Source organism: Bacteroides sp. NSJ-39 (assembly GCF_014287315.1).
Taxonomy (GTDB): Bacteria; Bacteroidota; Bacteroidia; order Bacteroidales; family Bacteroidaceae; genus Bacteroides; species Bacteroides finegoldii.
The window spans coordinates 35,192-62,036 of record NZ_JACOOB010000012.1; the positions used below are offsets into that span (position 1 = coordinate 35,192).

The following is a 26,845-nucleotide window of genomic DNA, read 5'->3' on the forward strand; positions in this document are numbered from 1 at the left end:
AGAAGTAATATGCATAAGTAAACGATTTCATTCGATCCTTTGTTTTTGCTTTGGTTTCTAATTCTGGGGCAAAAGTAATAATTTTCTGTTAGATGCAAACAAAAAGCGATACTTTTTTTCTATTCTTGCCTAAAAAATATAAAAAGGACACTTAGAAGATACCCGGAAGAGTTTCCGGCTTTGCTCCCAGAGTCTTGAATTCACCGTTCAAACCGGCTTCATCTTTCGGGTTCAGCTCCAATGATTTCTTCATGTCCTCGATAGAACCGTCCTTGTCGCCATTTAACAATTTGGCACGTCCGCGTTCCTTATAAGCTTCTGCGAAGTTCGGATTCAACTCAATGGCTTCGTCAAAGAGTCCGATAGCTTCCGTCAGTTTCTTCTGACTGATGTAAAGTCGTCCCAGATAGAGGTACGCCTGTTCGTTGAAAGGATTTATTTCCGTGACAAGTCGATAATCCTTTTCCGCTTCTTCGGACTCTCCGTTGTCCTCCTTCACCTTTCCATGTAGGAGTATCGCCGTTTCTTCTTCCGGATTCTGAGCCAATATGGCATCTACATCCTCCATTACCTCTTTGTATTGTTTCATTTTCAATAAGGCTTCTGCGCGTAACAGGCGGGCTTCGATGAAATCATCCTTCAAGGTGATAGCTTTGGTGAGGTGGGCGATAGTCATCAGGTCGTCGTCCTGGCCTTTGCGGGCTTTTCCCAGCAGATAATGCGCTACGGCATTTCCTTCTTCGATGGCGATGGCCTTGTTGGCTGCCTCTTCCATAGCCTGATAATCTTCCTGAATGAAGCATACATTCGCCAATGTCAGGAAAGTATTGGTAACATGAGGTTCCATTACAGCCATTTTCTCCAAAAGTTCGCGGGCCTTTGCCGTTTCTCCCAATTGGACGTAGAGTTGGCTGAGATATCCCAATGTCTCGAAATCCTCCTCAATGGCAAGGGCTTCCGTGAAACATTTTACGGCATAATCCGGGCGTCCCATGCGTTGCGCGCGCAAACCGTCATATTTGAAGATCTCGAATCTTTTCCGGTCGTTTTTCTGCTTTTCACTTTCCGGTGTATCCGATTTCCCGGAGAAGAAAGATTTAAAAAAGTTCGGCATGATATGTTGTTTTTGAGTTACACTTGCAAATGTAATAACTTATTTTGATATATGTATCATTCCATCCTGCATCTTCCATTCGCCTTCCTCCAATAAATAGCGGATAACCTCTCCAACCTTTTCTTTCTCCGCTTCCATGTTATTGGCTATTTCTGCCGGAGTAAGCGGTTTTTGAATGAGCAGTCCGGTCATTCGCTTCTTTAATTCTTCAAAGGAGTCATCGGACAGACTGTCTGTGGCGCGGTGGCTGAGGCAGATATCGCATTGGCCGCAATTATGTTCGTTTTTCTCTCCGAAGTAGCGGAGCAGCATCCGGCTCCGACATACGTTTTCTGAAGTGACATATTCCTCCATCGCCTTGATGCGCGCTTCGTATCTTGCTTTCCGTTCTTCGTAGACAGAGGGAGGAATATGTACAAAACGCAGTTCCTGCCGTTCGCGCGTATATATAATATAAGGTGTCTTTTTGTGTGGAATATAATCCACGATGCGGCGTTTGGTCAATGTCACCAGGATGTTATAGATCTGTTCGTGTGTCAGCCCCGTGCGTATCGACAGTGAAGCCTCGCTGATATAGGCATAATCCGTGAATACCCCTGTGTAGGAACGAAGGATTGTCTGTATCAGCGCTTCGGTTTCTTTTCCCATCTCCCGTAGTTTGTACAGCTCGTCCCGGTGAATCGTAAAAAGGATGCGGGAAGCATTATCCTGTTCGTCCGTATATTCCAGATAACCGGCTTGCGTCAGTATCTTCAGCGCACTGTCTACCGGGACCGGAAAGTATTTGAATTTCCGGCAAAATTCTTCCAGATTAAATTCGCGGACACATTGGAAACCGTCGCCCATCGCCATCTGATAGTAATATTGCAAATGCTCGTAAACATCGAGAATATACTCTTTGTCGGGGAAGGTGTCTGCCACCCGTTTGTGCAGGGTAGTCTTATCAGATTTGGCATATAGAATGACAGCATATGCCTTTTTCCCGTCTCTGCCTGCCCGTCCGGCCTCTTGAAAATACGCTTCCGGAGAATCGGGGAGATCAAGATGAAGGACGATGCGGACATCCGGTTTGTCAATACCCATTCCGAAAGCATTGGTGGCTACCATTACGCGGACTTCCCCGTTTTGCCAGCGTTTCTGGCGGAGGTCTTTCACTGCATTATCCAGTCCGGCATGATAGAAGTCAGCGGTAATATCTTCGTTCACCAGCAGTTCGGTGATTTCCTTTGTCCGTCGCCTGTTGCGGACATAAATGATGGCGCTACCTGGTATTTTCCGTAAGATATGCAATAACTCGTTCGTCTTGTTGTCTGTCTTACGGACGATGTACGCCAGGTTCTTCCGTTCAAAACTCATGCGGAAGACATTGCCTTCATGGAAGTTCAGACGATTCTGAATATCCTTTACTACTTCCGGTGTAGCGGTTGCGGTCAGTGCCAGCACCGGAACTCCGGGCAGGAGTTCCCGTATTTCCGCAATTTTCAGATAGGCAGGCCGGAAGTCATATCCCCATTGGGAGATACAGTGACTTTCGTCTACTGTGATCATGGAGACTTTCATCGCTTTCAGTTTGGTGCGGAAAATCTCCGTATCCACACGTTCCGGAGAAATATAGAGGAATTTGTAATCACCGAAGATACAATTCTCCAGTGCGGTGAGAATCTCCTGGCGCGTCATGCCGGAATATACGGCAAGCGCCATGATTCCCCGTTTGCGCAGGTTCTGCACTTGATCTTTCATCAAGGCAATGAGGGGAGTAATGACAATGCAAATACCTTCTTGAGCGAGAGCAGGCACTTGGAAGGTGATGGACTTTCCACCGCCTGTCGGCATAAGCCCCAATGTATCTTTGCCTTCGCCGATACTGGTAATGATCTCCTCCTGCAAGTCGCGGAAGGAGTCATACCCCCAGTATTGTTTCAATATCTCCTGATACTTATTCAATCGGCTTTATATCTTCAATTTGAAGTTGGATTTCGCCACGCTTATGCGTGTTTTCTTCGATGGTGTAGCAGATGTCGAACGAGCGTTTCGTCTTGATATAACGTACGTGCGAACTTTGCCCGAAAGCAATGCCGTTCATTACATTGTTCGATTTGTTATCCACCAGTTCCAGTTTGATGTGCTCCTGATCACGTCCCACCACCTTGCTTGTTCCGTAGTCGTAGACATGGTGCGTACAGAAAATAGGTTTCATATTGTCAGGACCGAAAGGATTGAACCTTTTCAGATCATTGAAGAACTTGGATGAAATGTCTCTGAAATCTATCTCCGCATCAATGTCGATTACGGCACTGGTCTGCTCCGGTAAAATATGCTGCGAGACGTATTCTTCAAATCGTCTGGTGAACTCTTCCACGTTTTCTACTTTCATGGATAGTCCGGCAGCATACGTATGTCCTCCAAAGTTCTCCAGCAGGTCGCGGCAATGTTCGATTGCTTTATATACATCGAAGCCGGAAACGGAACGTGCGGAACCTGTCGCCATGTCGTCCGTCCGGGTTAGCACTACAGCCGGGCGATAGTAGACTTCTGTCAGTCGGGAAGCCACAATACCGATCACTCCCTTGTGCCACTCTTCGTTGTAGATCACGATAGAGCGGCGGTCGGCAAGCCCTTCCAGATTGGCGACGATATTGTTCGCCTCTTCCGTCATACTTTTGTCGAGGTCTTTACGAGTCTCGTTGTATTGATTAATTTGTCCGGCTTTCTCCAGCGCTACCGAGAAATCTTTTTCGGTGAGTAAGTCTACCGCTTCTTTTCCGTTTTGGATACGTCCCGATGCGTTGATACGCGGTCCTATTTTGAATACGATATCGCTGACGGTAATCTCTTTTTCGGAGAGTCCGCATACATCGATGATCGCTTTCATTCCGGTACTCGGGTTGCTGTTCAGCTGCTTCAACCCATGAAAAGCGAGAATACGGTTTTCACCCATGATGGGCACGATATCCGATGCGATACTTACCGCCACGATGTCGAGCAGCGGAATCAGATGATGAAACTCGATACCGTTGCTGATGGCGAACGCTTGCATAAACTTGAAACCGACCCCGCAACCGGAAAGGTGTGTGTACGGATACGTATTATCCAAGCGTTTGGCATTCAGAATAGCTACGGCAGGTGGAAGCACCTCATCCGGCACATGATGGTCGCAGATGATAAAGTCGATTCCTTTCTCTTTGGCATACGTGATTTCCTCCACAGCCTTTATGCCGCAATCGAGCACAATAATAAGCCCTACACCGGTTTCGGCGGCATAGTCCACTCCTTTTTTAGAAATGCCATACCCTTCATTGTAACGGTCGGGTATATAATAGTCAAGGTTCGAATAGAACTGTTGAATAAACTTGTAGACCAATGCTACCGCAGTAGTGCCGTCTACGTCATAATCTCCATAAATTAGAATACGTTCTTTCTTTCCCATCGCCTTGTTCAGACGTTCTACTGCAACGTCCATATCCTTCATCAGGAATGGGTCGTGCAGGTCGGGCAATTGCGGACGGAAGAATTTCTTAGCGTCTGCCGCTTTCGTAATTCCCCGTTGCACCAAAAGTTGTCCAAGTATCGGGCTAATCCCTAATTCTTGGGCCAATATCTGGCTTGTCTCTGCCTGTCCGGGTGTAATGGGTCGATAATTCCATTTGTGATTCATTTTATATATTGCTTTTTTCTTTTTCTGTTCTCAAGGGTCAGAAAGGCACTTCTTTCCAACAAGGGGTAAAAGTACGAAAAAAAGCGGAAGTGTAGGATAAGATATGACGAAAATATTTCATGATGGTGTGTTGAAACGCAAATTATTATGCCACCCTCATAGCAATAGAGTGGCACAATATGTTCTGTAAGCAATCGGAAACCTAGAGCCCGTTGATAAACAGATTCGCTTTTTCCACTACGACGTTTGCCGGAGTCTTTAACAGTTGGAGCTCATCAAAACTTTCAAGTACTCTCTCCAGTTTGCGTAGTGTAGCAGTCTTGTTTTGGGTTTGCAGTTCCGTTTTTAGGATTCGGATTTTCTCGTATGCCTGTATGCCTGCCACCAGATTCTCGAAACGCAGACAGGTCCTTCCTCCTGGATAGAGAAGGTAAGTATCTCCGGCTCCCCATGTGTAGAAGCGGCTGTCCAGTAACGGCTCGATAGTCCAGCTGTTCAATGCCCAACGCAGGTATCCGTCCAGATTCTCTTTCGCTGCATACCAGGCTATCCAAGCGCCTTCTGCCGGGTTGCTGAATGTGTATGTGTTGGGATGGGATTCTGCGCAACAGGTGTAGTAAGTTGTGATTTTTCCTTCTGCTTTCCGTTTCGTTTTCATCTCTTCACTGAATTTCTCTGCGATGGCAATGCAATAATCATTCAGTTCGTCGGAAAGTTCTTTATGGAGTGAGCCGGCAAGTGAAACCTTGAAATTCGGATCTGCTTCACGGATAATCTTCAGTGCTTTCAACATATCGGGCATGGGGCGTTCGTCCATAGCGATGTGCGTAATGTCAAACCATCCTTTGGATTTTAAGTGAGCAGCAAAGTCTTTCAGCATACTTAACCATAGGTCGTGATAAGCCTGCTCTCCCGGTTTGGATTTTAATTCTTTCATGCTGTTGGTGGCTTGGTCGAAATAGAGGAAAGACAGTTTCCAGGGAATCATGGAATAACATCCGATCTCCTTTTTTATTCCCATATCTATCATGAACTCCACCCATTTGTCGAAGATCGTGTAGTCGAACCACCAGCTGCCGTCTATTTTCCGAACCCAAGTGATCATCGTTTCGTATGGATCATAAGTTTGTCCGCCCCAAGGGTGATGCATGATGGGGACGGTAATCACTTTTCCGCCTGCATCCGCGTATGGTTGCAGTTCTGTCTTTAAGATTCTGAAGTGTTCCTCCGACCATAAAGGAACCTGATGATAACGGGCCACTGCAAATGGGTTTTGCCAAAGGTCCAGATGGAAAGCCCATTGATCGGGTTGAGGCAATGTGCGTTGCTGAACCTGTACGGTCAGTTTTAACTTCCCGATCACTTCGTGATTATTCTTTATAAGTACATCGGATGAATAATTGCCGCTAATTGCATCTTCAGGAATCCAGACGCGTATCCAGTATCCTTGAGAGGTCTTCGCTTTTATCGGTAAAGCAGCGGCGAGATGGTCGATAGGGTCAGCTACCAGTGTGGAGTCGAATTGTGACAAGTCCGGTCGGGGACCGCAAGTACCTTTTTGGTTCTTGTTCAGTTCATCTGTCATCACATATCTGACAAACCCTTTCAGAATACGGTCTGCCGAAATACTTTGTTTACCGGAGGAATGCGTCAGGGGAGCTATTTCTACGGAAACATTATCCAAATCGATAGCGGAAGAAACTACCAACTGTGCGGCGACTCTTTCTCCTTTCCATCCTTTGATATCAATCTTTTTCTGATTGAGACGTGGATTTACCTCTTTCTTATATCGGGTGTAAGTGTCTCCCCATGCACAACGAGTGCCGGAAAGGCCTTTCCAGGATTTCTCGTCCGTTGGAGCCGGATTTTTGAGTTCCGTGTACTGTGTCAATGGGAAAGGAGCTTGCGAGGTTGACTGCCCGGAGTGGGTAACTCCCATCGGGATTTGTCCGTTCAGGCTTCCCAGACTGCAAAGTCCGGAGAAGATGAGGACGATAGCTTTTACTCTAATGTTCATACGAGTTGTTTTTAATAGGTGATTAAAGGAAATATACTTTAGTTTGATTTAATTCAGAAGAATTGGGACCGATACCGATGGTAAAGCTTCCGGGTTCCAGTACCTTTTCCATTTTATTATTGTATATGCTAAAATCTGCGGAAGGAATAGTAAAACGAATCTCCTTTTCTTCGCCGGGCTGAAGATGGATGGAAGCAAAGCGTTTTAATTCCTTTTCTCTCGGAATGACGGTAGCCACTTCGTCACGTATATAAAGCTGTACAATTTCTCTGCCGGCTACGGAACCTGTATTCTTGATTTTTATCCGTACAGTGACGGAATCTCCCCTTCGGTATTCTGTTTTATCGGTAACGGGAGAGGAATATTTGTATTGCGTGTAACTCAGACCGAATCCGAATGGAAATAAGGCTCCTTGCGGTATGTCAGCGTGGTGTACTGTGTAAAAAGTTCTTCTGGCATTATAAACAATAGGAATCTGCCCCGCATGTCTGGGGAAAGTCTGCGAAAGTTTCCCTGAGGGATTTTCGATACCTGTCAGTAAGGCTGCTACGGCTTTTCCTCCCATAGTGCCGGGATACCAGGCTTCTAATAGGGCATCGCAGTTCTTGAGGACTTCATCCAATACTAGCGGTCGGCCGTTGAATAACACCACGATGATTTTTTTCCCAGTTGTCTTCAATGCTTTCAGCAATCTCATCTGCTGATCTGGTAACTCGATTTTGGCGGTTGAAACAGCTTCTCCAGATAAGTTGGACGGTTCTCCGAGACAAGCTATAATGATTTCATTTTTTTGTGCCAAAGCACAAACATCCGACAAATAGGCCGGTGTAATACCGGAGAAGTCACAAGCCCGTACATCAATCGGGATATCAGTACGTAAGGCTTTGAAGCCTTCTTCTACCGTAATTACCTCTTTGCTGTCTCCTTTCATATTCCAGGAACCCAGCAAATGGTAGCGTGTATTGGCGAATGGACCAACTAGTGCTATTCTTTTAGAATCGGATAAGGGAAGTGTGCGATCTTCATTTTTTAAGAGTACCATACTTTGACAAGCCATTTGGTATGCGTCTTCCTGGCTTTCTTTAGAATAAAGTGTCTGCTTTTCCCGTTCGGTATTAAAATAGGCGAATGGATTGTCAAACAGTCCCAACCGGAATTTCAGTTCTAAGGCACGGGCGGCAGCGCGGTTAATCAGTTGCTCCGGAACTTTCTGTGTTCTTACCAGCTCCGGCAGGAATTCGATAAACTGTTTGGCACTCATATCCATGTCTATTCCGCTTTTGATGCCTCTTTCAGCAGCTTCTTGTCCGTTGTCGGCAGCTCCTTCCGTCACCGCATGTTGAAAAGTTGTCCAATCGGTCATTAGCAATCCTTTGAACTGCATTTGTTTACGCAACATCTCTTCATTCATGAAATAGTTCATTGTCAGCGGCTCTCCATCGTAGGAGGTATATGCGCACATGACACTTGCTACTCCTGCATTAATGGCTGCTTGAAAAGGAGGGAGATAAATTTCCTGAAGTTTGCGCAGAGATACGTCCGTTTCTTGATAGTCTCTTCCTGCCATGACTGCCCCATAACCGGCAAAATGCTTTACGCAGGCAGCAATCGTATGAGGGCTTGTCAAGTCGTTCCCTTGAAACCCTCGGACTCTTGCGGCAGCCAGTTCTCCGCACAAGTAAGCATCTTCACCGGATGTTTCCATAATACGTCCCCAACGAGGATCGTATGATATGTCAACCATCGGTGCGTAGGTCAGTTGGATACCTGCTGCAGCGGCTTCCCGCGCTGCCATAGCAGCACTTTGTTCTACTAATTCCGGATTCCAACTACACGATTCGGCTAGTGGAATGGGGGTAATGGTGCGATATCCGTGAATGACATCTTCATGAAAGATTAAAGGAATACCTAACCTGCTATGTTTCAGAGCTTCCTCTTGTAGAGAACGGTTTAGTTCCGCTCCATTCGCTTTCAAAAAAGCGCCGACTTTTCCTGCACGTATCAGAGACCGGCAGATGGAGTCGTCTTTCGTATAATAAGGTATTAAGTTCAGTTCTGCTATTTTTTCTTCAAGTGTCATGCGTGACAATAGGTCTTTCACCCGTTGGGGGACGGGGATGGATTCCTTTTGATAAGGATAGGATTGTGCAAGGCATACCGAAAACACGTTTTCCACAAGGAATAGTGTTATAAAGATAAACTTGTTCATGTTTAAAGTCTGTTATGAGTTAAATTAATAAATATTACCGCAGACTTTTCTTATTTATACAGACAAACAGGGGATGTGGAAACATCCCGAATTTAATTGGAGAAGAGAAACACGTTGCAATATTAGGAATAATATTCGAAGTACACAAGTAAAGCGGGCAAAGAATTTGAAAGGGAAAATTTGTTCGTTACTTTATTTATTTATAATATTGCGGACTTTATCATCCAATAAAGCTCTATTTATATGCTAGATACTGATGAAAAAACATTCGAGAAGCTCTTTAGGGAGCATTATTCCCTTCTATGTAATTATGCGAATAGCATTGTCTGTAATGAGCAGGCGGTAGAGGACATTGTACAGAATTTCTTTATTGCCGTCTGGGAGAAGAAACACTTATCTATAACGGAGGATACTTTTCTTCCGTATGCCTATCGTGCTATCAAGAACAGTTGTATCAACTACTATAAGTCAGAGATTGCCAAAGAGAATTTTTTCACTGTGCTGGCGGAGGAATGGCAATTACAACTGCAAGAAGAAGAGGAGTTCAGATATAAACAGGAGGTACATGCCGCTCTTCAGAAGTTACCGGAAAAATGCAGGAAAGTATTTTTGCTGAAGTGTGTCACCGGTCTTCGTTATAAAGAAATCGCGGAAATTTCCGATATTTCGGTCAATACCGTGAAATACCATCTGGGAGAGGCTTTTCGTGTCATGAGGGAAGAACTGAAAGACCTGATGATACTATTAATATTAATTTTTAGCTGATTGTGCCTACCCATTTTAGGGAAAGCAATTGTCATAGTAACAGAAAGATAAAAAGAAAATGATGAAACAGGAATTGATCTATCAAGCTATTCTTTCTACATTAGCTCATGAGGCTACCGATGAGGAACAAAAGATTGTTGACGAGTGGCTGCGTGAGTCTGAGGAAAACAGAGAGGAATATGAGGGGATGCGTCGTATGTATGAGAAAGCGACGGCTCCTCGTAAACCCAAACAATTTGATGCAGACCGGGCTTGGAAACAGGTGGCCGACCATACCATATATAAAAAGAAAAGTTGGTATCTGTCTATGTGGGTGCGCTATGCGGCCGTTGTAGCTGTTGTGGTGGCAAGCGGATTGTTCTTTATCACAGATTGGTTCCGTGCGGACAGTCTGGATGGGATAGACATGATGGCTTACAATGAGCCTACCCTGCTTTTGGAAGGGGGGGATGAGATTGATTTGAGCGGGCGGTCCTTTACGATGAAGCGTGATCAGGCTTTGATAAAGAACGATGCGGACAACCTGCTCTCTTATGAGGCGGAAGGCGGGACGGATAAAGCGAAGATTGTTCATAACCGCCTGATTATCCCGAGAGGAAAAATGTACAGACTGGTGTTGGAGGATGGCACGAAAGTATGGCTGAACTCAGAAACGGAACTCTCATATCCGAGCCGGTTTACCGGAACCAAGAGGGAAGTAAAGTTATTGGGTGAGGCTTTCTTTGAAGTCACTCCTGACAAGGAAAGACCGTTCTATGTAAAGGCGAACGGAATGGATATACGTGTTCTGGGAACTTCTTTCAACGTAAGTGCCTATCAAGATAGCGAGAGTACGAGTACGACATTGGTGGAGGGATCGGTAGCTGTGAGCACGGCCAATGGTGCGGAACGGACAATAACGCCTTCCGAACGATTGGCGTATAATAAGAAAAGTCATCAGTTATCTGTGGAGAAAGTGGATACTGAACTTTATACTTCCTGGATCAACGGTGTATACATCTTTAAGAATATGCCTTTAGAGGAAATATTGGAGAAACTTTCCCGATGGTATGATTTCTCTGTTACCTATCAGGATGAAACATTGAAACACACCCGTTTTTCTCTTACCGCAGACCGAAAAACGGATATAGACAAACTCTTGGAAGTGATAAACTACACTTCGGATGTTAAATTGGAGAAACAAGGAAAGAGTATTAATGTAAAAAAAAGGAGGATAGAATGAAGTAAGAAAGAACTGTGTCACGAAAAAACAAAATAGAGCCTATGCTGACCTTGATTAAGATGAAATGGATAGTGATGTTGTTTCTGCTGCTGTATACGGCAGGCAGTTACCTGCATTGCGCTGTTCTCTATGGGGATATACTTGCTCAAAAGTACACTATTGTGCTTGATTTTAAGGATACTCCGGTAGAAGCCGTACTGGACGCCATCACCAAGCAGACTGGAATCAAGGTTGCCTATAATAACGAGGTACTCGACCGGAAGAAACCGGTGACCGTCAAGATAGAGACATCCGATATTTTGGAAGCGTTGTATGCCGTATTGGGCGACAGCTATATCTGTCGGCAGATTGATGACTATATCGCTATTTCCAAACGGCCAAAACCTGTTTCGGGCAAGATTGCCGGTAAATTGCCAACGATGGCGGAAGAAAAAGCTTCCGTCATCGTTAGCGGCTTGATTACGGATGGAGACGGAAACCCGCTTATCGGTGTCAATATTCTGGTGAAAGGTAAAAGCACAGGTGTTGTTTCCGATTTATACGGCCGTTATCAGATTGAGGTGACGGAAGGTGACCGGTTGGAATTTCGTTATGTCGGATATAATAGCGAGGAAAGGGTCGTGAGGAAGGTCCCGGTCATTAATGTGCGTATGATGGAATTACCGGTTGGGCTGGGAGATGTGGTGGTAGTCGGATATGGACAGCAGAAGAAATCCAGCGTCGTTTCGTCTATACAGACATTGGAATCGCGGGATATGAACGTGAAACAACGTAATCTGGCAACCAATATTGCCGGACGGATTGCCGGTGTGATTTCCGTACAGCGTAGCGGCGAACCGGGAAATGACGAAGCGGAGTTTTACATTCGCGGACAGAGTTCGTATACGGGAGGAACCAACCCGTTGGTACTGGTGGATGGTGTTCCCCGTAATATGGAAGATATCGATGTAGATGAAATAGAGACTTTTACGGTACTTAAAGATGCCGCTGCCACTGCTGTTTATGGAGCTGAAGGGGCAAATGGTGTCGTGCTGATTACTTCCAAACGCGGAAGGCCACAGAAGACTCTCGTTAATTTCAGCGCACAATATGCCATTGCCACTCCTTTCAGAATGCCCCGGTCGTTGGATGCCTGTGAGTATCTGTCCATGTATAACGAGGCGGTGTGGAATGATCGGGGAAATCCGGATAAAGATCATTTTCAGCCGGAAGTGACCGATGAGGTTATAGAAAAATACCGTTCGGGAGCGGATACCGATTTATATCCTTCCGTTGATTGGACTGATTTGCTGAAGAAACACACCCAAAGCCAGCGTTATACGATCAATTTCAGGGGCGGTTCCGAGAAAACACGCTTTTTCGTTTCGGGAGCTTATTATACGGAAGAGGGAATCTATCGTTCAAATCCTATTGAGGACTATGATGCCAATATTGACTTGAAGCGTTTTAATCTGCGCTCCAACATTGATATGACAATCACAAAGACTACCCAACTGTCCGTAGATTTGAGCGGGCAGTATGTGATGAAGAATAATCCCGGGTATAGTTCCGACCAGATATTTTCGTACATAACCCATAGCCCTACTCACGTTATTCCTATGTATTATTCGGACGGAACAGCTTCTATTTACAGTAATTTAGGCTACGGACACGACAAGCAGCCTTACAGTATGCTCAATCATAGCGGATATACCAAGACATGGGATACATATCTCCAGTCGAAGGTTTGTTTGGAGCAAAAGATGGATTTTCTTCTTCCGGGCTTGTTGGTTAAAGGAATGATGGGGTTTGATGCGGACTTCGGAGCCTCGACGAAGAGAACCAAGTCTCCTAAAACTTATTTTGCGTTGCGCCGGAAAGAGGATGGTACTCTGGAGAAGAAAACGATGGAGGAGGGGACTGCCTTGAGCGATCCTGTCAAGGGAGAGACTTCGGGAGCCAAAAGGATTTATCTGGAGGCTTCTCTGAACTATCAGCAACGCTTTGCGGACAAGCATGATCTTTCCGCTTTGTTTCTGTATATGCAGAAAGAGACCCAGTACCAGCAGGAAGAAGGATTGTTGCGGCTTCCCTATCGGAAACAGAGTCTTGTATCGCGTATCTCATACGCTTATGATGACCGGTATATCGTAGAAGCCAGCATGGGAGCTACTGGCAGTGAGAATTTTGCGCAGAATCATCGCTGGGGGATATTTCCGGCAGTGGGAATAGCCTGGTATATCAGTCATGAAAAATTTATGCAGGGGGTGGAAAACAGCTTGACCAAGCTGAAACTGAGAACGTCTTACGGAATAGCGGGTAACGACAATGTGTTCAGCCAAAATGGTGGATTAGTGCGTTTTCCGTATCGGGGACAAGTCACGACAGACGGTCCCGGATATGATCTCGGACTGACGCCCGGTGCCGGTGGCGGAGTGTCCAATTGGGTCGGTGGGGTGTACGAACGGAGCTTTGCCAGTCCGAATCTTAGTTGGGAAACGGAACGGAAGTTGAATGTTGGGTTGGATGTCGGCTTGTGGGAAGGCAGGATTGATTTTTCTGTCGACTATTTTAGTAACCGTAGAAAAGATATTCTGATTCAGCGGCAGACCATTTCCGCTGTTACGGGTTTCCGGACCGGGATGTATCAGAATTTCGGTATTACGACGAATAAAGGGGTGGATGCAAATCTCATTTTCCGACATCAGTGGGGACCGGTCGGTCTTTCTGCTCGCGGAAATGTAACGTATGCAAGGAATGAAATCATTGAATGTGATGAAATTACTCCTAAATATGGTTGGATGTCACAAGTGGGAACCTCTATTGGTCAGCAATCTCTTTATATTGCGGAGGGGCTGTATACTCCGGATGACTTTGATGTGACGGAAAGGGGAGACGGTTCCCGGACTTATCAATTGAGGGAAGGATTGCCGAAACCTTCGGCAAATGTGGCTCCGGGTGATATCAAGTATAGGGACTTGAACAAGGATGGCATTATCGATTCCTACGATAAGACCTACGACAGCGGATTTTACTCTACGGGTATACCGGAAATTGTATATGGATTCGGGGTGAATCTTTCCTGGAACGGACTGTTTGTCGGGGCTTTTTTTCAGGGAGTGTCTCATGCGTCTGCCAGTCTGATAGCTTCTCCTAGTAATATCATTCCTTTTACGTCGGGCAGGGACAATGGTTCCGCCCGCGATATTATACGTGACCACTGGTCGGCTGAAGCACCTTTCAATCAAAAGGTGTTTTTTCCGCGTCTTCACACAGGAGCGTTTCAGCACAATCAGTTGCCTAGTACCTGGTGGATGCGTGATGCGGCGTTTCTGCGTCTGAAGAACATAGAAGTAGGTTATGAATTCGATAAAACGGTACTCCAGCGACTGAGGATGGAGAATCTGCGTGTCTATGTGCAGGGGAATAATGTAGCGGTGTGGGACAAGATTAAATATTGGGACCCTGAATTGGGAAATGCTAACTCGGGAGCTAAATATCCGCTTTGCAGGAACTTTACTGTTGGTTTGGAAATCACTTATTAAAACGGAAGGTCACTCATTAAAAACAGAAAAGTCACTTATTTAAATTAAGGGAAGGAAACAAGATGGAACGAATTTGGAAGAAAATGATAGGGGCGCTCGGTTTTACGCTTTGCATGGCTTTGGCGGCTTGTTCCGATTATCTGGATGTCTCGAATGAGATCGCGGAGTCGTTGGATCTGGAAGCGGTATTCTGTAATCCGGCATATACACGGCAATGGCACGCCAATCTTTTTAATTGTATTTCCGAATATTCATGTACCGGCGGTAACAATGCCAGTGGGTTCACCAATGTCTGGTCGTCTCTTTGTGGTGAAACGTTGATAAGCAGCGGACCTTCTTCCCGGCTGATGGAAGCTGGTTACAATTCGGGTAACGCTCCCCTCCATCGCTGGTGGGTGCTTTATCGGGAGATACGTGACGCTTTTATTTTCTTGAAACGGGTAACGCCGTTGGGAGCGGTGGAAGATGAGCAGCAGTTGACGGAAGAAAGTGTACGCCGTATGAAAGCGGAAGCGAAGTTCTTGATTGCCTATTCCTATTTTTCCCTGTTTGAACTTTATGGGCCGGTGCCGTTACTGACGGAAGAGGTTGATCCGGAAAGTAAGGATTTGAATTTTCCCCGGGCTACGGTGGATGAGTTGGTGGATTATATCGATCGGCTGCTCGAAGAGGTGATTCAGTCGGGCGATTTGCCGCCTACATTGATTAATGCTGCCATCCCTGACGGGAATGAGCGGTATAATTTGAATGAGATTGTCCGTCCTACCCGTTCGGCAGCTATTGCGCTGCGCGCCAAATTATGGGTATATGCTGCTTCTCCATTGTTCAACGGAGGATATGCGGAAGCTTTAGAAGTGAAAAACAATGATGGAGAATATTTGTTTCCTCCTTATGATCCGGAAAAATGGAAGATAGCCAAGAAGCGCCTCGAAGAGGTACTGGAAGATGCGGAAGCTTGTGGATACAGATTGTACAAGGTTTACCAAACCGATGGCTCCATAGATGCCGACCGTTCTGTTTATGAGGTGTTTCAGGCTTATAATGATGAGATAATCTGGGCTACCGGACGAAACTATTATCACACCGGAAGCCAGGATGGTGTAATGGAGGAGAATACGACTCCGCGTGACCTCTATAAAGGATGGGCGCACGTTTGTGTCACTCAAGAGTCGGTCGACGGTTTTTTCATGAAGGACGGACTGACCATTGATGATCCGGGCACTGGATACGATGAAAGCGGATTTACGGAGGTCGTCAATCCGTGCAACGATAGAAAACGTACCGATAAGAATATCTTTACGATGTATGCCGACAGAGAACCTCGTTTCTATGCTGCTGTCACTTATGAGGGGAAAAGCTGGCATATACAGCCACGTTTCAATTATGACTGGGGAGCCGGTTTTGCAAAAGGGGAAGGAAGTGACAACTCGGTTGGCGATTATCCTCGAAACGGATATTTGCTTTATAAGTTCAAGAATCGTCAGATTATGTACACCGGTGATTATATCAAGAAATGGGCACGTCCGTCCATCTTGTTCCGTTTGGCGGATTTTTATCTTTATTATGCGGAAGTCTGCAATGAAATTGATCCCGAAGACGAATGTGTTATTGATTATTTGGATAAGATACGCGAGCGTGCCGGGTTGCTTGGATATCGTGAGCTGGCAGCCACCGGGAAAAAGAATATCATAGGCGACCGGAAATTACAACGCAGGGCTATTCAACAAGAGCGCAGGGTAGAGCTTTTTGCTGAGGGACAGCGTTTCTTCGACATCCGCCGCTGGATGATTTGCGGAGAAGGGGAGGATGCCGACCAGCGATTTGTACATGGGATGAATATGAACGGAGAAAGAAACCGCCCTTTGGGTACAGACCAATCCTTTTATCGCCGGACACTGATTGAAAACCGCCCCTGGAAACGGGCGATGTATCTACATCCAATACCCTTCGATGAACTTCAGGTGAATAAGAAAATCGTACAGAATCCTCTTTGGTAGAATTGCTGAAACAATAAGAAAACTCCCTCCGTTACCATCTGTTTCCTTTCTCGGTGGCGGAGGAGGTTTTCCTCGGTGCCGGACACCTCCTTCCCCGGTGCCGGACTTTCTCTGTGTAAATGGTACAAAAAATCTAGTCGGTTCCGTAATCCATCCTTATATTTATATTTTCTTGATTGTCAACAAACCTCTCTAGAGATTGATAACCTTTCTTCTGAAAGCGCAGTATCTCCCGATTGCCGGTCTTTACGGTGAAATTTCCCCGATTGTCACTTTTCCCTAACAGTTTGCCGGTCGTTTTCTCATAAATCCGGACTTCGGGGATCAAGGTGGCCTGCACGTCTCTGATGACTCCTTGCACGGTTATCTGCCGTTCACTTTTGGGTAGAACCTGTTCCTGCCTGTTCACGACCGGTTGAGGCTGTCCCACTCGGATAGTCTTCCGTAAGAGAATATGGTCGGAGGCAGAACCTACTTGTATCTCGAATTCTCCCGGTTCTACGATGGCTTCATTCTTCTCATTCAGAATGCTAAGCTCACTGACAGGAATACTGAGACGGACAATTTGAGTCTCGCCTGCCTGGAGAGCTACCTTGCGGAAATCTCTTAATTGGCGTATCGGCATGGCAACCGAACTGCATACGTCTGATACATACAATTGCACCACCTCTTTTCCTTCGCACTTCCCGGTGTTTTTCAAATCTATACGTACGTGAACGGTATCGTTGAGCAGATAAGACGCTCGATCCGTTTGTAGGTTGGAATACTCGAAAGTGGTATACGTCAGTCCGTGTCCGAATGACCATAGCGGGACAGGAGCGGAGAAAACATAATCTCTTCCCGGTGAGTCATAACTGCCGGGAGATTTGTAGAATCCACGGTCAGAGCGTAGATGGTTATAGTAGACTGGGAGATGTCCGGTACTTTCGGGAAAAGAGAATGTCAGCCGACCGGAGGGAGATACCTTTCCGAACAGGATGTCCGCTATGGAGTTCCCGCTCTGTTCCCCGGCATACCATTGTACCAGGATAGCCGGTATATTTTTCTTTTCCCAGGGAATGGCAAAAGGCTTGCCGGTTACTAAGACAAGAATGACAGGTTTGCCTGTGGCTTGAACCGCTTTTATCAAGGCGGGTTGTGCTCCTGTCAAGGTTAGGTCGTTGAGGTCGAATCCTTCTCCGCAAGTCGAACTTTTATAGTCGCGTGCCAAGGCCGCGCTGGCGCTTCCGCAAAAAAGCACACAGACATCGCTTTGCTCGGCGGCCTCGACCGCCTGCCGGATTCCACTTTCATCCATAGATACCAAACTGCAACCTTTAGCGTAATTGACTTTCACGTTTGTGCCTGCCCATTTCCGGATACCTTGTAAGGGGGTAACTCCGAAACGGTTGTCGCGTGTCCATGTGTAATCACCGAATTGTATCTGGTCGGCGTTCGGACCAATGACTGCAATCGATTTCAACTTTCCGATAGAGAGAGGGAGTAGCTGCCGTTCATTTTTCAATAAGACGGTCGATTCGTCCGCTATCTTTTTCGATAGCGCTATCGCTTTCCCGGAGTGAATAGCCCCTTTGGCAAATTTTTCTCCATACGGATCATCAAACAGACCGATCCGGAATTTGGCATACAATACCCGGCGGACAGCTTCGTCCACTATCTCGCGGTTCAGCTCTCCTCTTTCTATCAGTCCGGGGATGGCCGGATAGCAGTCACTCGAAGCTTCTACATCCAGACCGGCGGTCAGTGCCTGCAAGGCGGCTTCTTCCGAATTGCGGGCTGTGAAGTGGAAGTTCTTCAGCATTTCAATGGCTCCCCAATCCGAGTAGACATATCCTTTGAATCCCCATTCTTTTCTCAGAACATCCGTTAGCAGATAGTGCGAGGCGGAATTAGGGATGCGGTTCCATGAGTTATAGGCGGACATCACGGCGAGGGTAGGCGCTTGCTTCATTACCATTTCGAACGGTTTCAGATAGACTTCGTGCAGGTCACGGATACTGGTTTCTACGGATGCGAGGTTGAGGCCGCTTAAAGGGTTGCCGTGCGGACCATAGTGTTTCAGCATGGGGGATATGCCGTTGTCCATATACCCTTTCACTTCGGCTATGCCGAATCTTCCGCAGAGATAAGGATCTTCTCCGAAAGACTCTTCCACTCTTCCCCAGCGGAGGTCTCGCACTACATCAATGCAGGGGGATAACACTTGCCGCATACCTACCGCATGGAGCTCGTCGGCAATCATGGATGTTTTGCGATAGGCGAGATCTGTATCGAAAGTACTTCCTAGAGCAATGTTCTGCGGGAAGACGGTGGCTCCCTCATGCACTACCCCGTGTAACGATTCCGCTACGGTAAAGATAGGAATGCCTAAACGGGTTTTCTCGACCATGAAGCGTTGTATGGCTAGCATATTCTTTGCACAGTTTTCTGCCGTCAGGGGAAACCCCTCAACGAACCCCCAACTCATTCCCTGCGCTTTTTCTTCCAACTTGCGTTCGTCTAGCGCTTGTCCGTTGAATATCTCCCAAGAATGGATATGTCTGATTTGAGCGAGTTTCTCTTCCGGAGTCATTCGTTGTAACAAGTCTTTTACCCGCTCCTCAATAGGTAGATCCGCTCTTTGATAAGGTAGTTTGGGTGAGACTGTTGCTGATGAAAAGGAGACTGCTGATGATACAGGCACTTGCAGAGTGGTGAGGATATTGATTCCATAACGTCGGTCGGGCGAAATCCACCAAGGAATATCTCCGTTGGCGCAGCGGATAGCAAAGCGGGAAAGGTGTTGGAGCTGTCGGGAACCGTCGGGTATCCATAACCCGAGTTTATAAGTGCCGTTCGCCGTCTTGGGGAGGGTCACTTGTCCTTTGATTGTGTGAATCAAAGGCGTGTAGGTTTTATCTCCCGGTCGATAAGGCTGGAAACTGTTGGTATCTGCATTGGTCAGGAACTCTTTCACTTGGTTGTGTTCGTCCACTAATACGAAGTAGACAGGGTGCTCATTGAACAGCGTAGAGAAGCCACGGTTTATCAATGTGAGCGAAAGGTTGAGGATATGGTTATCCGTATGCTTGAGTGTGTCGATTTGCAGTTCTTGCAATTCGAGACGGTATCCCAGATGATCGCGCACATATTCGAATGCGTTTCTTTGGGCAGCACTGCCGTCGTGTTTCCGAAAATATCCGTCAGAGACGGGCATGTGCTTCTCTTTCAGGTATTCTTCGCTGATGGGTGTTTCTTTCCAGTACATCATGGAATATTTGTCCGGTGCACCGCGCTCTTTGTAATTGTGGATGACGCTTAATGAGGTGTAATGCTCCAGGAATAATTGTCGTGCTGTCTTTTTGCCGTCTATGATCCAGCCGTTCGCGTCTCCGTTCTCTTTGTTCATGCTCCACGTTCCCCAAGGCAGTTCGCCGTCTACGGGCATGAATGCTCCTTCTTCTACAATCTGGTCGAAGTTGGGCGTACCTTCATGCATATTTCCGTCCCATCTGTGTGGGTCTACTACGATAAAGTCGTCATGGAAAGAGGTTTTCCGGTAGGCTTCGCTATCTTTGGGTAACAGGTTCTTGTAGTCCGGCACTCTGACTTGTACCACCCGATCTTGAGGGGTCATCCGGCAGATCTTTTCAAGGATAATACGTTTGTTCGCATCGGAACTTTCGATATTATGTTTGGAACTGTGCCATTCTCCCCATGCACCGATAAATCCGGCTTGAAGAGCCAGTATGACATCTTTGTTTTTCTCGAGGTAAGGTTTCAATTGTTTCATATGGCGAAACATATCTTCCATTGTGGGACCTGACGAGACGGTTCCCATCGGTTCTGTTCCGTAGGCGAACCGTAGCAATGCTTTCTTGCCAAGTTGGCGCAACTTGTTGAAGTAGACATCCATTGTGGCAAAAGCTTCCGGAGGTAGCTGTCGGCCTATATATCCATGCAGATAAAAATATGTTTGAACTAACGAGACACTGTCGCAAGCGTATTTGTTTATCTCTGATTCCAGATAGTCGGTAATTCCCGGATATTCCTGCGGTTTCCACACATCGCATTTTTTAGCGATGTCTACGGCTATTTCCAGGCGGAAACCTCTTTCCGGATTATATATTCCGGCAGTGCCGTTCGGATCGTCGGCGTAGATACCCCGATATGGAATGCGGGTTGTCTGTCCGGCAAATAATACGGGAAGAAGGGCAAGAAGAAATAAAATTGTCAAGTTGAACTTTCGCATATTAATAAGGATTAGATAAGATATGAATAGAGGTGAGGGTGTGCCATAATGAGTAATAATTCGCATTAATCTGCATTTTGACACACTCTCGTTCTCCTATTGAATAAGATTTCTGTTATTCTACAGGTATCAGACTAAATTCGTCAAACCAGTAAATAACACCACCCCAAGCGCCTTTTCCCCAGATTTCGTGCGTGTTGATGTCTCCTACATAGGCGCAAGGCTTGAATACGAATCGTATAAGTACATTTTCGGGGATATCTACTGTAACGGAGTATTTGATCCAGCCTTTTCCGGCTTTATTGTCACAGGTGGCCGCAAGCCCCCAAGTGGGACCGGGAGAAAGAGACTGTGAACCGTCCGGATTGAAAATGATACTCTTCTGATTTTCTTTTAATACCAAAGGTATGTCATCTTCTGTTTCGCATACGACAATACTAAGTGTAAATGGCGTATCGTCTTGATTGGTCTTAACGTAATAACTAAATGTATATCTGCCTTCCATTACGTTTTGTAATGCGTATGACAGGTTAACTTTCTCTGCATCCATTATTTCCGTAGCTTCGTATTTTAGTGAGCGTGAACTGTTGTTCGCTCCTTCGCTTTTATCTATAGTCATATTACAACTTGGAGCGTCCGGCCGGCAGAACCATCTGTCAAGATAATTAAGAATTCCACTTTGATCGGTTTTGTCGGCACTGAAGACACCGGGTTGCTGATCCTCTGCAAAATTCTTCTCGAAGTTTCCGTTCTGAATGAGGTTATCGGAAGGTTCTTCCTCCTCATCATCGTCATTTCCTTTATTTTCTTTCTCATAATACCGGACATATTCCACCTCCATGTGTGCAGGTAGTCCTCTGTCGTCAATCGGTCCCGGCCATGCGTCCTCACCGCCTACCGAATAGTTGAGAATCAAGTAATAAGGTACATCGAACGGCCATTGCTGCATGAGTGATTCATTCGGAAGATGCAGGTTCGGATAGCTGAAAGTCTCTTCTCCGTTCACCGTAAAGATAATCTTCTCCGCTGTCCATTCAATTCCGTAAATATTGAACTCGCCATCCCGATATTCTCCGTATCCGTTACGGGGAGGATTCTTGTCATAACCTAAATCCAATGTATAATGCGTATGCACCGAATGTTGTGCGATCTTGTCCATGCTTACTTGTTCCATGATATCGATTTCACCGGGATAACTATTGTTTACTGATGGATATTGTCGTTCTTGCGGCATGAGCCAGATAGCTGCCCATCCACCTTGAAAACTAGTAAACTTGGCACAAACCTCCAGCTTCCCATATTTGAAACCTACTTTGTCCATCGTCCACACGCCACCTGTCTTGTATTCACCGTCTTTCTTTTCGGCTATCAGATATAGTTTCCCGTCTTTCACATAAGCTTGGTCGTAGCTTTCGGACATATAGCGATTCCAAGGAGAAGCCTCTTTAGCTGCCAGTGACCAGCTTTTGGTATTCGGAATGTTACTTTCCTGTTCAAACTCTTCCGACCACACCAGATTCCATCCGTCTTTATTTTTCGATATCTCTTTCACGTGCTGGGTATAGATATTTATTTCTTCGGATTGGCAGGATAGAAAACTAATCCAGAAGACTAAAAAAGCAATGATCTGTTTCATATTGTCTCACTTTTAGTTGATTAAAAAAGGGGGAGTGGAGGGAGTATGATTACTCCCAACCACTATTTTGTGTTAAGTTAGGATTCTTGTAAAGTTCTGTTTGGGCGATGGGATACAAGTACATCTTCCTGTCCCATATACGTGTCTGGATTTTTGTGCGGGTATAGGTGTACTTACTTCCTCGCTTGGTGATTTTAATCCCATAGATATCTTTTACTACGTCCCCGTCCATCCAACGGCAAATGTCCCAAAAACGATGATCTTCGAAAGCCAGCTCTATCCGGCGTTCGTTGCGCAAGCGTTTGGTGAAAGCTTCACCGGTGTCCTCTATAGGTGGCATATTGGCAGCAGCACGTACCTGGTTCAAGGCTTCGCGGGCTGTGAGTCTGTCGCTAACCTTATAATCCGGACCGCCTAATTCGTTCATGGCTTCTGCATAGTTCAACAATGTTTCTGCATAACGGAATAAGATGAAATGGTGGGGTTTTGTTACCGGGTCGGTCGGAGAGAGGGATACCGTTTCGTTCATGTTTTTCCTCAAGTAATATCCGGTCAGTGTAGCACCATTGAGAGGAGCACCGTTTCTGCCGCCTTCGTAAGTCTCGATGGGGGTATTCATGAATGAACTTCCATTGTAAAGAACGGTTTTATAGAAACGAGGGTCACGTTTTGAGTAAGGCCGTGCGGCATGTTTCGGGTTATTCCAATCAAACGGCTTGCCGTCGGACATTTCGAAAGCATCTACCAGATTTTGTGTGGGCGTGCTTCCACTGTTCCCGTTTTCGAAGCCGATAGGCAGATTCAGTCCCTCGAATGAGTTGCTTGCGCCATTGCGGCGTTCGAAGATAAGCTGTGAGGAACTAAGAATATCATTTCCCCCATTCACATTGTAGAGTGGGTCTACGTTAATATTTGGCAAAGAGTACCAATTCTCTTTGATAATATCATAAGCAGCTTCGGCAGCTTTTTCCCATTTGCTTTTCTCACCGGACGGATTGTGTAGTTTGCTGGCAGCATAGAGCAGAGCGCGTGCCTTGACAGACAATGCCATACCACGTGTCACTCGTCCGGACTCGTTGTAAAATTCCTTTTGCGAGACGGGTAATGCTGGAGCCACTTCGCTACATTCTTTGGCAATGAACTCGATAACTTTGTCGAAAGGAGTCTCTGATACGGTGTTGATCTCGTCAATTCCGTAAGTACGGGTCAGCAGCGGGATGTCACCGTATCTTTTGGCTAGTTCCAAATAGTAGAAAGCGCGCAATGCACGTACTTCGTTCACATACATCTTGGCCTTTTCCATATTTTCCTTGTAGTTGGGATTCCATTGGAAACGTTCCAGCTTCTCCAGTGAATAGTTCTCCAGAAAAGAATTGGCGGCACGGATGGCGGTATAATAGTTACCCCATACGTCGTCTATGGGATTGAGTGGACTCCAATTACCGTTATAGATGTCGTACACACTGTTGCTGTTCCAGGTATATACGGCATTGTCGGTTGCCGCATCCCGTACAGCACCGCCGATGGCGCCGTAATCTTGAGGCAGTTGGGAATAAATGTAGGTTGCCAGGCTTGAGATATTCTCGAAGTAGGTGTACATCTCGTCCTGTGTCTTACCGATGGATTCATCGAAATCCAGATAGTCGCATCCCGACAGGGAAGTCACTATGCAAGCTATTGTGATATATTTAGTTATTTTCATACAATCAATCTATTAGAATTTGATACTCGCTCCGAAATATACGGAGAACATGTCCGGATAGTTAACACTGAAATCTTCGCAGTTCATGTATTTCACATGGTCGATAGAGAACACATTGTTGGCGCGGGCAAAAATCTGGCACTGTTCCAGTTTGACTTTTGAGATCCAGCGCTGCGGCAGGTTGTAGTAGACGTTGAGATTGCGCAGCTTAAAGTAATCACCGTTTACCAGCCATTGGGTACTGTTGCGGAAGTTATTGCTGTTGTTCAGCGTTGTCAGACGCGGTACATTGGCGATGTCTCTCGTTTCCTCCGTCCACCGGATTTTGTCGTGCAGATACCAGTCGGATACATTGGTGTTATTGCGCAATGGCCAATATACACTGCTTACATTCATCATTCTGCTGTAGCCGGCCACTCCTTGAAATAGAGCGTCAAGACCAAATCCCTTGTATTCGAACCCGAGTTTGAGGCCATAATATATTTCCGGTACGGAACTTGAATGTCCGATGGGATGCACGTCGTTGTCGTCGATGATCCGGTCTCCGTTCATATCCTTGTATTTGATATCTCCCGGTCGCACTTCCGAAAACATCTGTTGAGGACTATTGGCGATATCCGCTTCATCCCGGAAATAACCGATTGCTTCCAGACCGAAAAGCTGTCCATCGGGAAGTCCCTTGCCGGAAAGATAGTCGTAGGGAATATATCCTTCCCCGTTTTCTATTACCTCAGTCCGGATATAGTTCAGCGTACCACCCACGTAGTAAGTGAAGTCTTTGCCGACTTTGTCTTTCCAGTCGATTCCCAAGTCAATCCCTTTGTATTCGGTCTTACCGTTGTTCTGTTGCGGGATACTGATACCGATGGCGGAAGAAATGACATTGCTGCCGCTTACCGGCATTTTGCTCCTTTTATCCATATAGGCGTCAACGGACAGGTTCAGTCTTTTGAATAACCGCATCTCCAGACCGACGTTATATTTGTCGGACACTTCGAGCGTCAGGTTATTCATGGCTAGTTTGTCTTCTTTCATACCCTCCGACTGGGTGTTTGCGTCACCAAACCAATAGGCTCCACCCCATGCCCAATATTGGCGGTCCAGTTCATAACTGATGTCATCCCATCCGGCGCGTCCGTAAGAAGCACGCAGTTTCAGATAGTCAATGACGGTAGCCTTCTTCATGAAGTTTTCGTTGGAGATGACCCAAGCGGCTGATATGGCAGGATAGGTACGGAATTTGTCTCCGTCGGGCAGTACACTTGTTCCTGTGTGATTGACTAGTGCGTGAATCAGATAAGTGTCTTTGTAGCTGTATCCGGCGGAAGCATTTACGTACATCCGTTTGTGGGCATTATTACGTCCGATTCCTCTTTCCGACTCCAGGCGATACGAACCCAGAGCGCTGATGGTATGTTTTCCGAAAGAGCGGTTGTACTTCAAGGCACCTTCCAGATTGGCGTTTATGTATTGTTCTGTCATATCCAGGTTATTTACTTGCAAGGCGCTGTTGTCTCCATACACTTTAGAATCCGCTTCTATCTTGTCTGTGATTACATTTCTGACAGGCGTATTGACCTCATATTGGAACTTCTTGTATCCTTCTTCCTTGTAAACGGCATTGTTATCATACGCTACGGCGGCTTCCAGACTTAATCCCGGAGTGATGAGTGACAAATCCTGCCGGATGCGGAAGTCGGCTTGCAACGTTCGCGGGTTTTCTTTGAAATAACCGATATCTGCGATACGGGCTATCGGATTTGTTTTCAGTACATTATTACTCCCCCAATATCCATGAGACGTCTGCATGGGGAAAGCACCGGACGGTGTGTTGAAAAGCCCGGCGAATAAGTCATACTCACTTGTATTCGGACGTTTCCGTTCGCGGAGTTGTCCTAACATACTGAATTGTGCCAGAGTCGTCGGTGTGATATCTACGTCAATGTTCATCCGCAGTCCCAGTTCGTATTTCCTCATTTGAGCGGTGTAGCGGTCGGAATATTTGGCGTATGTTTCATTCAGGATACCGTAGTCGTTCTTGTAACTTAACAGGGTGAAGTAGCGAAGACGTTTGCCACCCCCGTGAAAGGAGATATCGAGCTGATTGTTGATGGTATGTTTGCGCAGCCCCTCTTTCATCCAATCGGTGTCGGCATATAAATCCCGGTTACTTCCGTTTCTGAACGCGTCCAGCTCTTCACGCGTGTATTGTGGTTCCAGTCCGTCGTAATAAAGCGCTTCGTTCAGTGCCGACGCATACTCGTATCCGTTGGCGAACTTGGGTTGGTTGATTGGAAAATCCATACCGAACTTATAACTGGCATCTATTTGCATTTTGGTGTTGTACTCTCCTCTTTTGGTGGTAATCAGAATCACACCGTTTGCTCCCCGTGTTCCCCACACGGCAGTTGCGGCACCGTCTTTCAGTACGGTGACCGATTCGATTTCCGCTGTGTTCAGATAAGAGAGCGGACGTGCGAATCCGTCAACTACAATCAGCGGATTATTATATCCTCGCAAAAGAGTAGCTGCATCGTCTGTCCACCCCGTCTGCTGCATGACTGACAGTCCCGGTAGCAACCCATACAATGTATTGGATACATTGGGAGTTGCATTCTTTGATATTTCATCGGCCGATATTGTGGAGACGGTCTGTGTCTTTCGGGCAATGCTGTCCGTTATATCCTGCGCTCCTGCGACGACGGAGGATAATATGGCAACCCCCATTAGTATATATTTACGTTTCATACGTTCTTTCATTTTTTAATTAGTC

At 46.2% G+C, this 26,845-nt stretch carries 13 protein-coding genes; 4 read left to right on the forward strand and 9 right to left on the reverse strand.

The window, feature by feature from the left end:
• Positions 1-151: 151 nt before the first annotated feature.
• From H8S63_RS13765 to H8S63_RS13785, 5 genes are all read right to left on the reverse strand, one after another.
• Complete coding sequence (locus H8S63_RS13765; protein ID WP_186927121.1) at positions 152-1,114, reverse strand: lipopolysaccharide assembly protein LapB; 963 nt, start codon at positions 1,112-1,114, stop codon at positions 152-154.
• Positions 1,115-1,153: 39 nt separating this feature from the next.
• The gene (locus H8S63_RS13770) at positions 1,154-3,058 is read right to left on the reverse strand and encodes an ATP-dependent DNA helicase RecQ (protein ID WP_186927122.1); all 1,905 of its coding nucleotides are present in this window, start codon (positions 3,056-3,058) and stop codon (positions 1,154-1,156) included.
• Positions 3,051-4,769: a single-stranded-DNA-specific exonuclease RecJ gene (recJ, locus tag H8S63_RS13775; RefSeq protein WP_186927123.1), complete on the reverse strand. Its 1,719-nt coding sequence runs from the start codon at positions 4,767-4,769 to the stop codon at positions 3,051-3,053. Before recJ ends, H8S63_RS13770 begins: the two co-directional genes overlap by 8 nt.
• A gap of 202 nt (positions 4,770-4,971) precedes the next feature.
• Positions 4,972-6,786, reverse strand: coding sequence for a DUF4091 domain-containing protein (locus H8S63_RS13780; protein ID WP_186927124.1), 1,815 nt, complete (start codon positions 6,784-6,786; stop codon positions 4,972-4,974).
• 22 nt (positions 6,787-6,808) lie between these two features.
• Positions 6,809-8,995: a glycoside hydrolase family 3 N-terminal domain-containing protein gene (locus H8S63_RS13785; RefSeq protein WP_186927125.1), complete on the reverse strand. Its 2,187-nt coding sequence runs from the start codon at positions 8,993-8,995 to the stop codon at positions 6,809-6,811.
• Between the two features lie 243 nt (positions 8,996-9,238).
• Between H8S63_RS13785 and H8S63_RS13790 the strand changes: the two genes are divergently transcribed.
• The 4 genes from H8S63_RS13790 to H8S63_RS13805 all read left to right on the forward strand — a co-directional run bounded on the left by H8S63_RS13790 (position 9,239) and on the right by H8S63_RS13805 (position 16,503).
• Positions 9,239-9,760 carry an RNA polymerase sigma-70 factor gene (locus H8S63_RS13790; protein ID WP_022275715.1) on the forward strand — a complete coding sequence of 174 codons (522 nt, stop codon included), beginning with the start codon at positions 9,239-9,241 and terminating at the stop codon, positions 9,758-9,760.
• A gap of 58 nt (positions 9,761-9,818) precedes the next feature.
• Positions 9,819-10,982: a FecR family protein gene (locus H8S63_RS13795; protein ID WP_007749346.1), complete on the forward strand. Its 1,164-nt coding sequence runs from the start codon at positions 9,819-9,821 to the stop codon at positions 10,980-10,982.
• A gap of 14 nt (positions 10,983-10,996) precedes the next feature.
• Positions 10,997-14,506 (forward strand): TonB-dependent receptor, encoded by a 3,510-nt coding sequence (locus tag H8S63_RS13800; RefSeq protein WP_270565322.1) that lies wholly within the window; start codon positions 10,997-10,999, stop codon positions 14,504-14,506.
• Positions 14,507-14,568: 62 nt separating this feature from the next.
• Complete coding sequence (locus H8S63_RS13805; RefSeq protein ID WP_186927126.1) at positions 14,569-16,503, forward strand: RagB/SusD family nutrient uptake outer membrane protein; 1,935 nt, start codon at positions 14,569-14,571, stop codon at positions 16,501-16,503.
• A 133-nt stretch (positions 16,504-16,636) separates the two neighbouring features.
• Here H8S63_RS13805 and H8S63_RS13810 read toward each other — a convergent pair whose 3' ends face one another.
• The 4 genes from H8S63_RS13810 to H8S63_RS13825 all read right to left on the reverse strand — a co-directional run bounded on the left by H8S63_RS13810 (position 16,637) and on the right by H8S63_RS13825 (position 26,820).
• Positions 16,637-20,734, reverse strand: a complete 4,098-nt coding sequence (locus H8S63_RS13810; RefSeq protein ID WP_186927127.1) for a glycoside hydrolase family 3 N-terminal domain-containing protein — start codon at positions 20,732-20,734, stop codon at positions 16,637-16,639.
• 115 nt (positions 20,735-20,849) lie between these two features.
• Entirely contained in the window at positions 20,850-22,370 is a 1,521-nt protein-coding gene (locus H8S63_RS13815) for a glycoside hydrolase family 16 protein (RefSeq protein WP_055278667.1), read from the reverse strand.
• A gap of 49 nt (positions 22,371-22,419) precedes the next feature.
• The gene (locus H8S63_RS13820) at positions 22,420-24,072 is read right to left on the reverse strand and encodes a RagB/SusD family nutrient uptake outer membrane protein (RefSeq protein WP_055278666.1); all 1,653 of its coding nucleotides are present in this window, start codon (positions 24,070-24,072) and stop codon (positions 22,420-22,422) included.
• A gap of 12 nt (positions 24,073-24,084) precedes the next feature.
• Positions 24,085-26,820, reverse strand: coding sequence for a SusC/RagA family TonB-linked outer membrane protein (locus H8S63_RS13825; protein ID WP_186927128.1), 2,736 nt, complete (start codon positions 26,818-26,820; stop codon positions 24,085-24,087).
• Between the last annotated feature and the right edge of the window lie 25 nt (positions 26,821-26,845).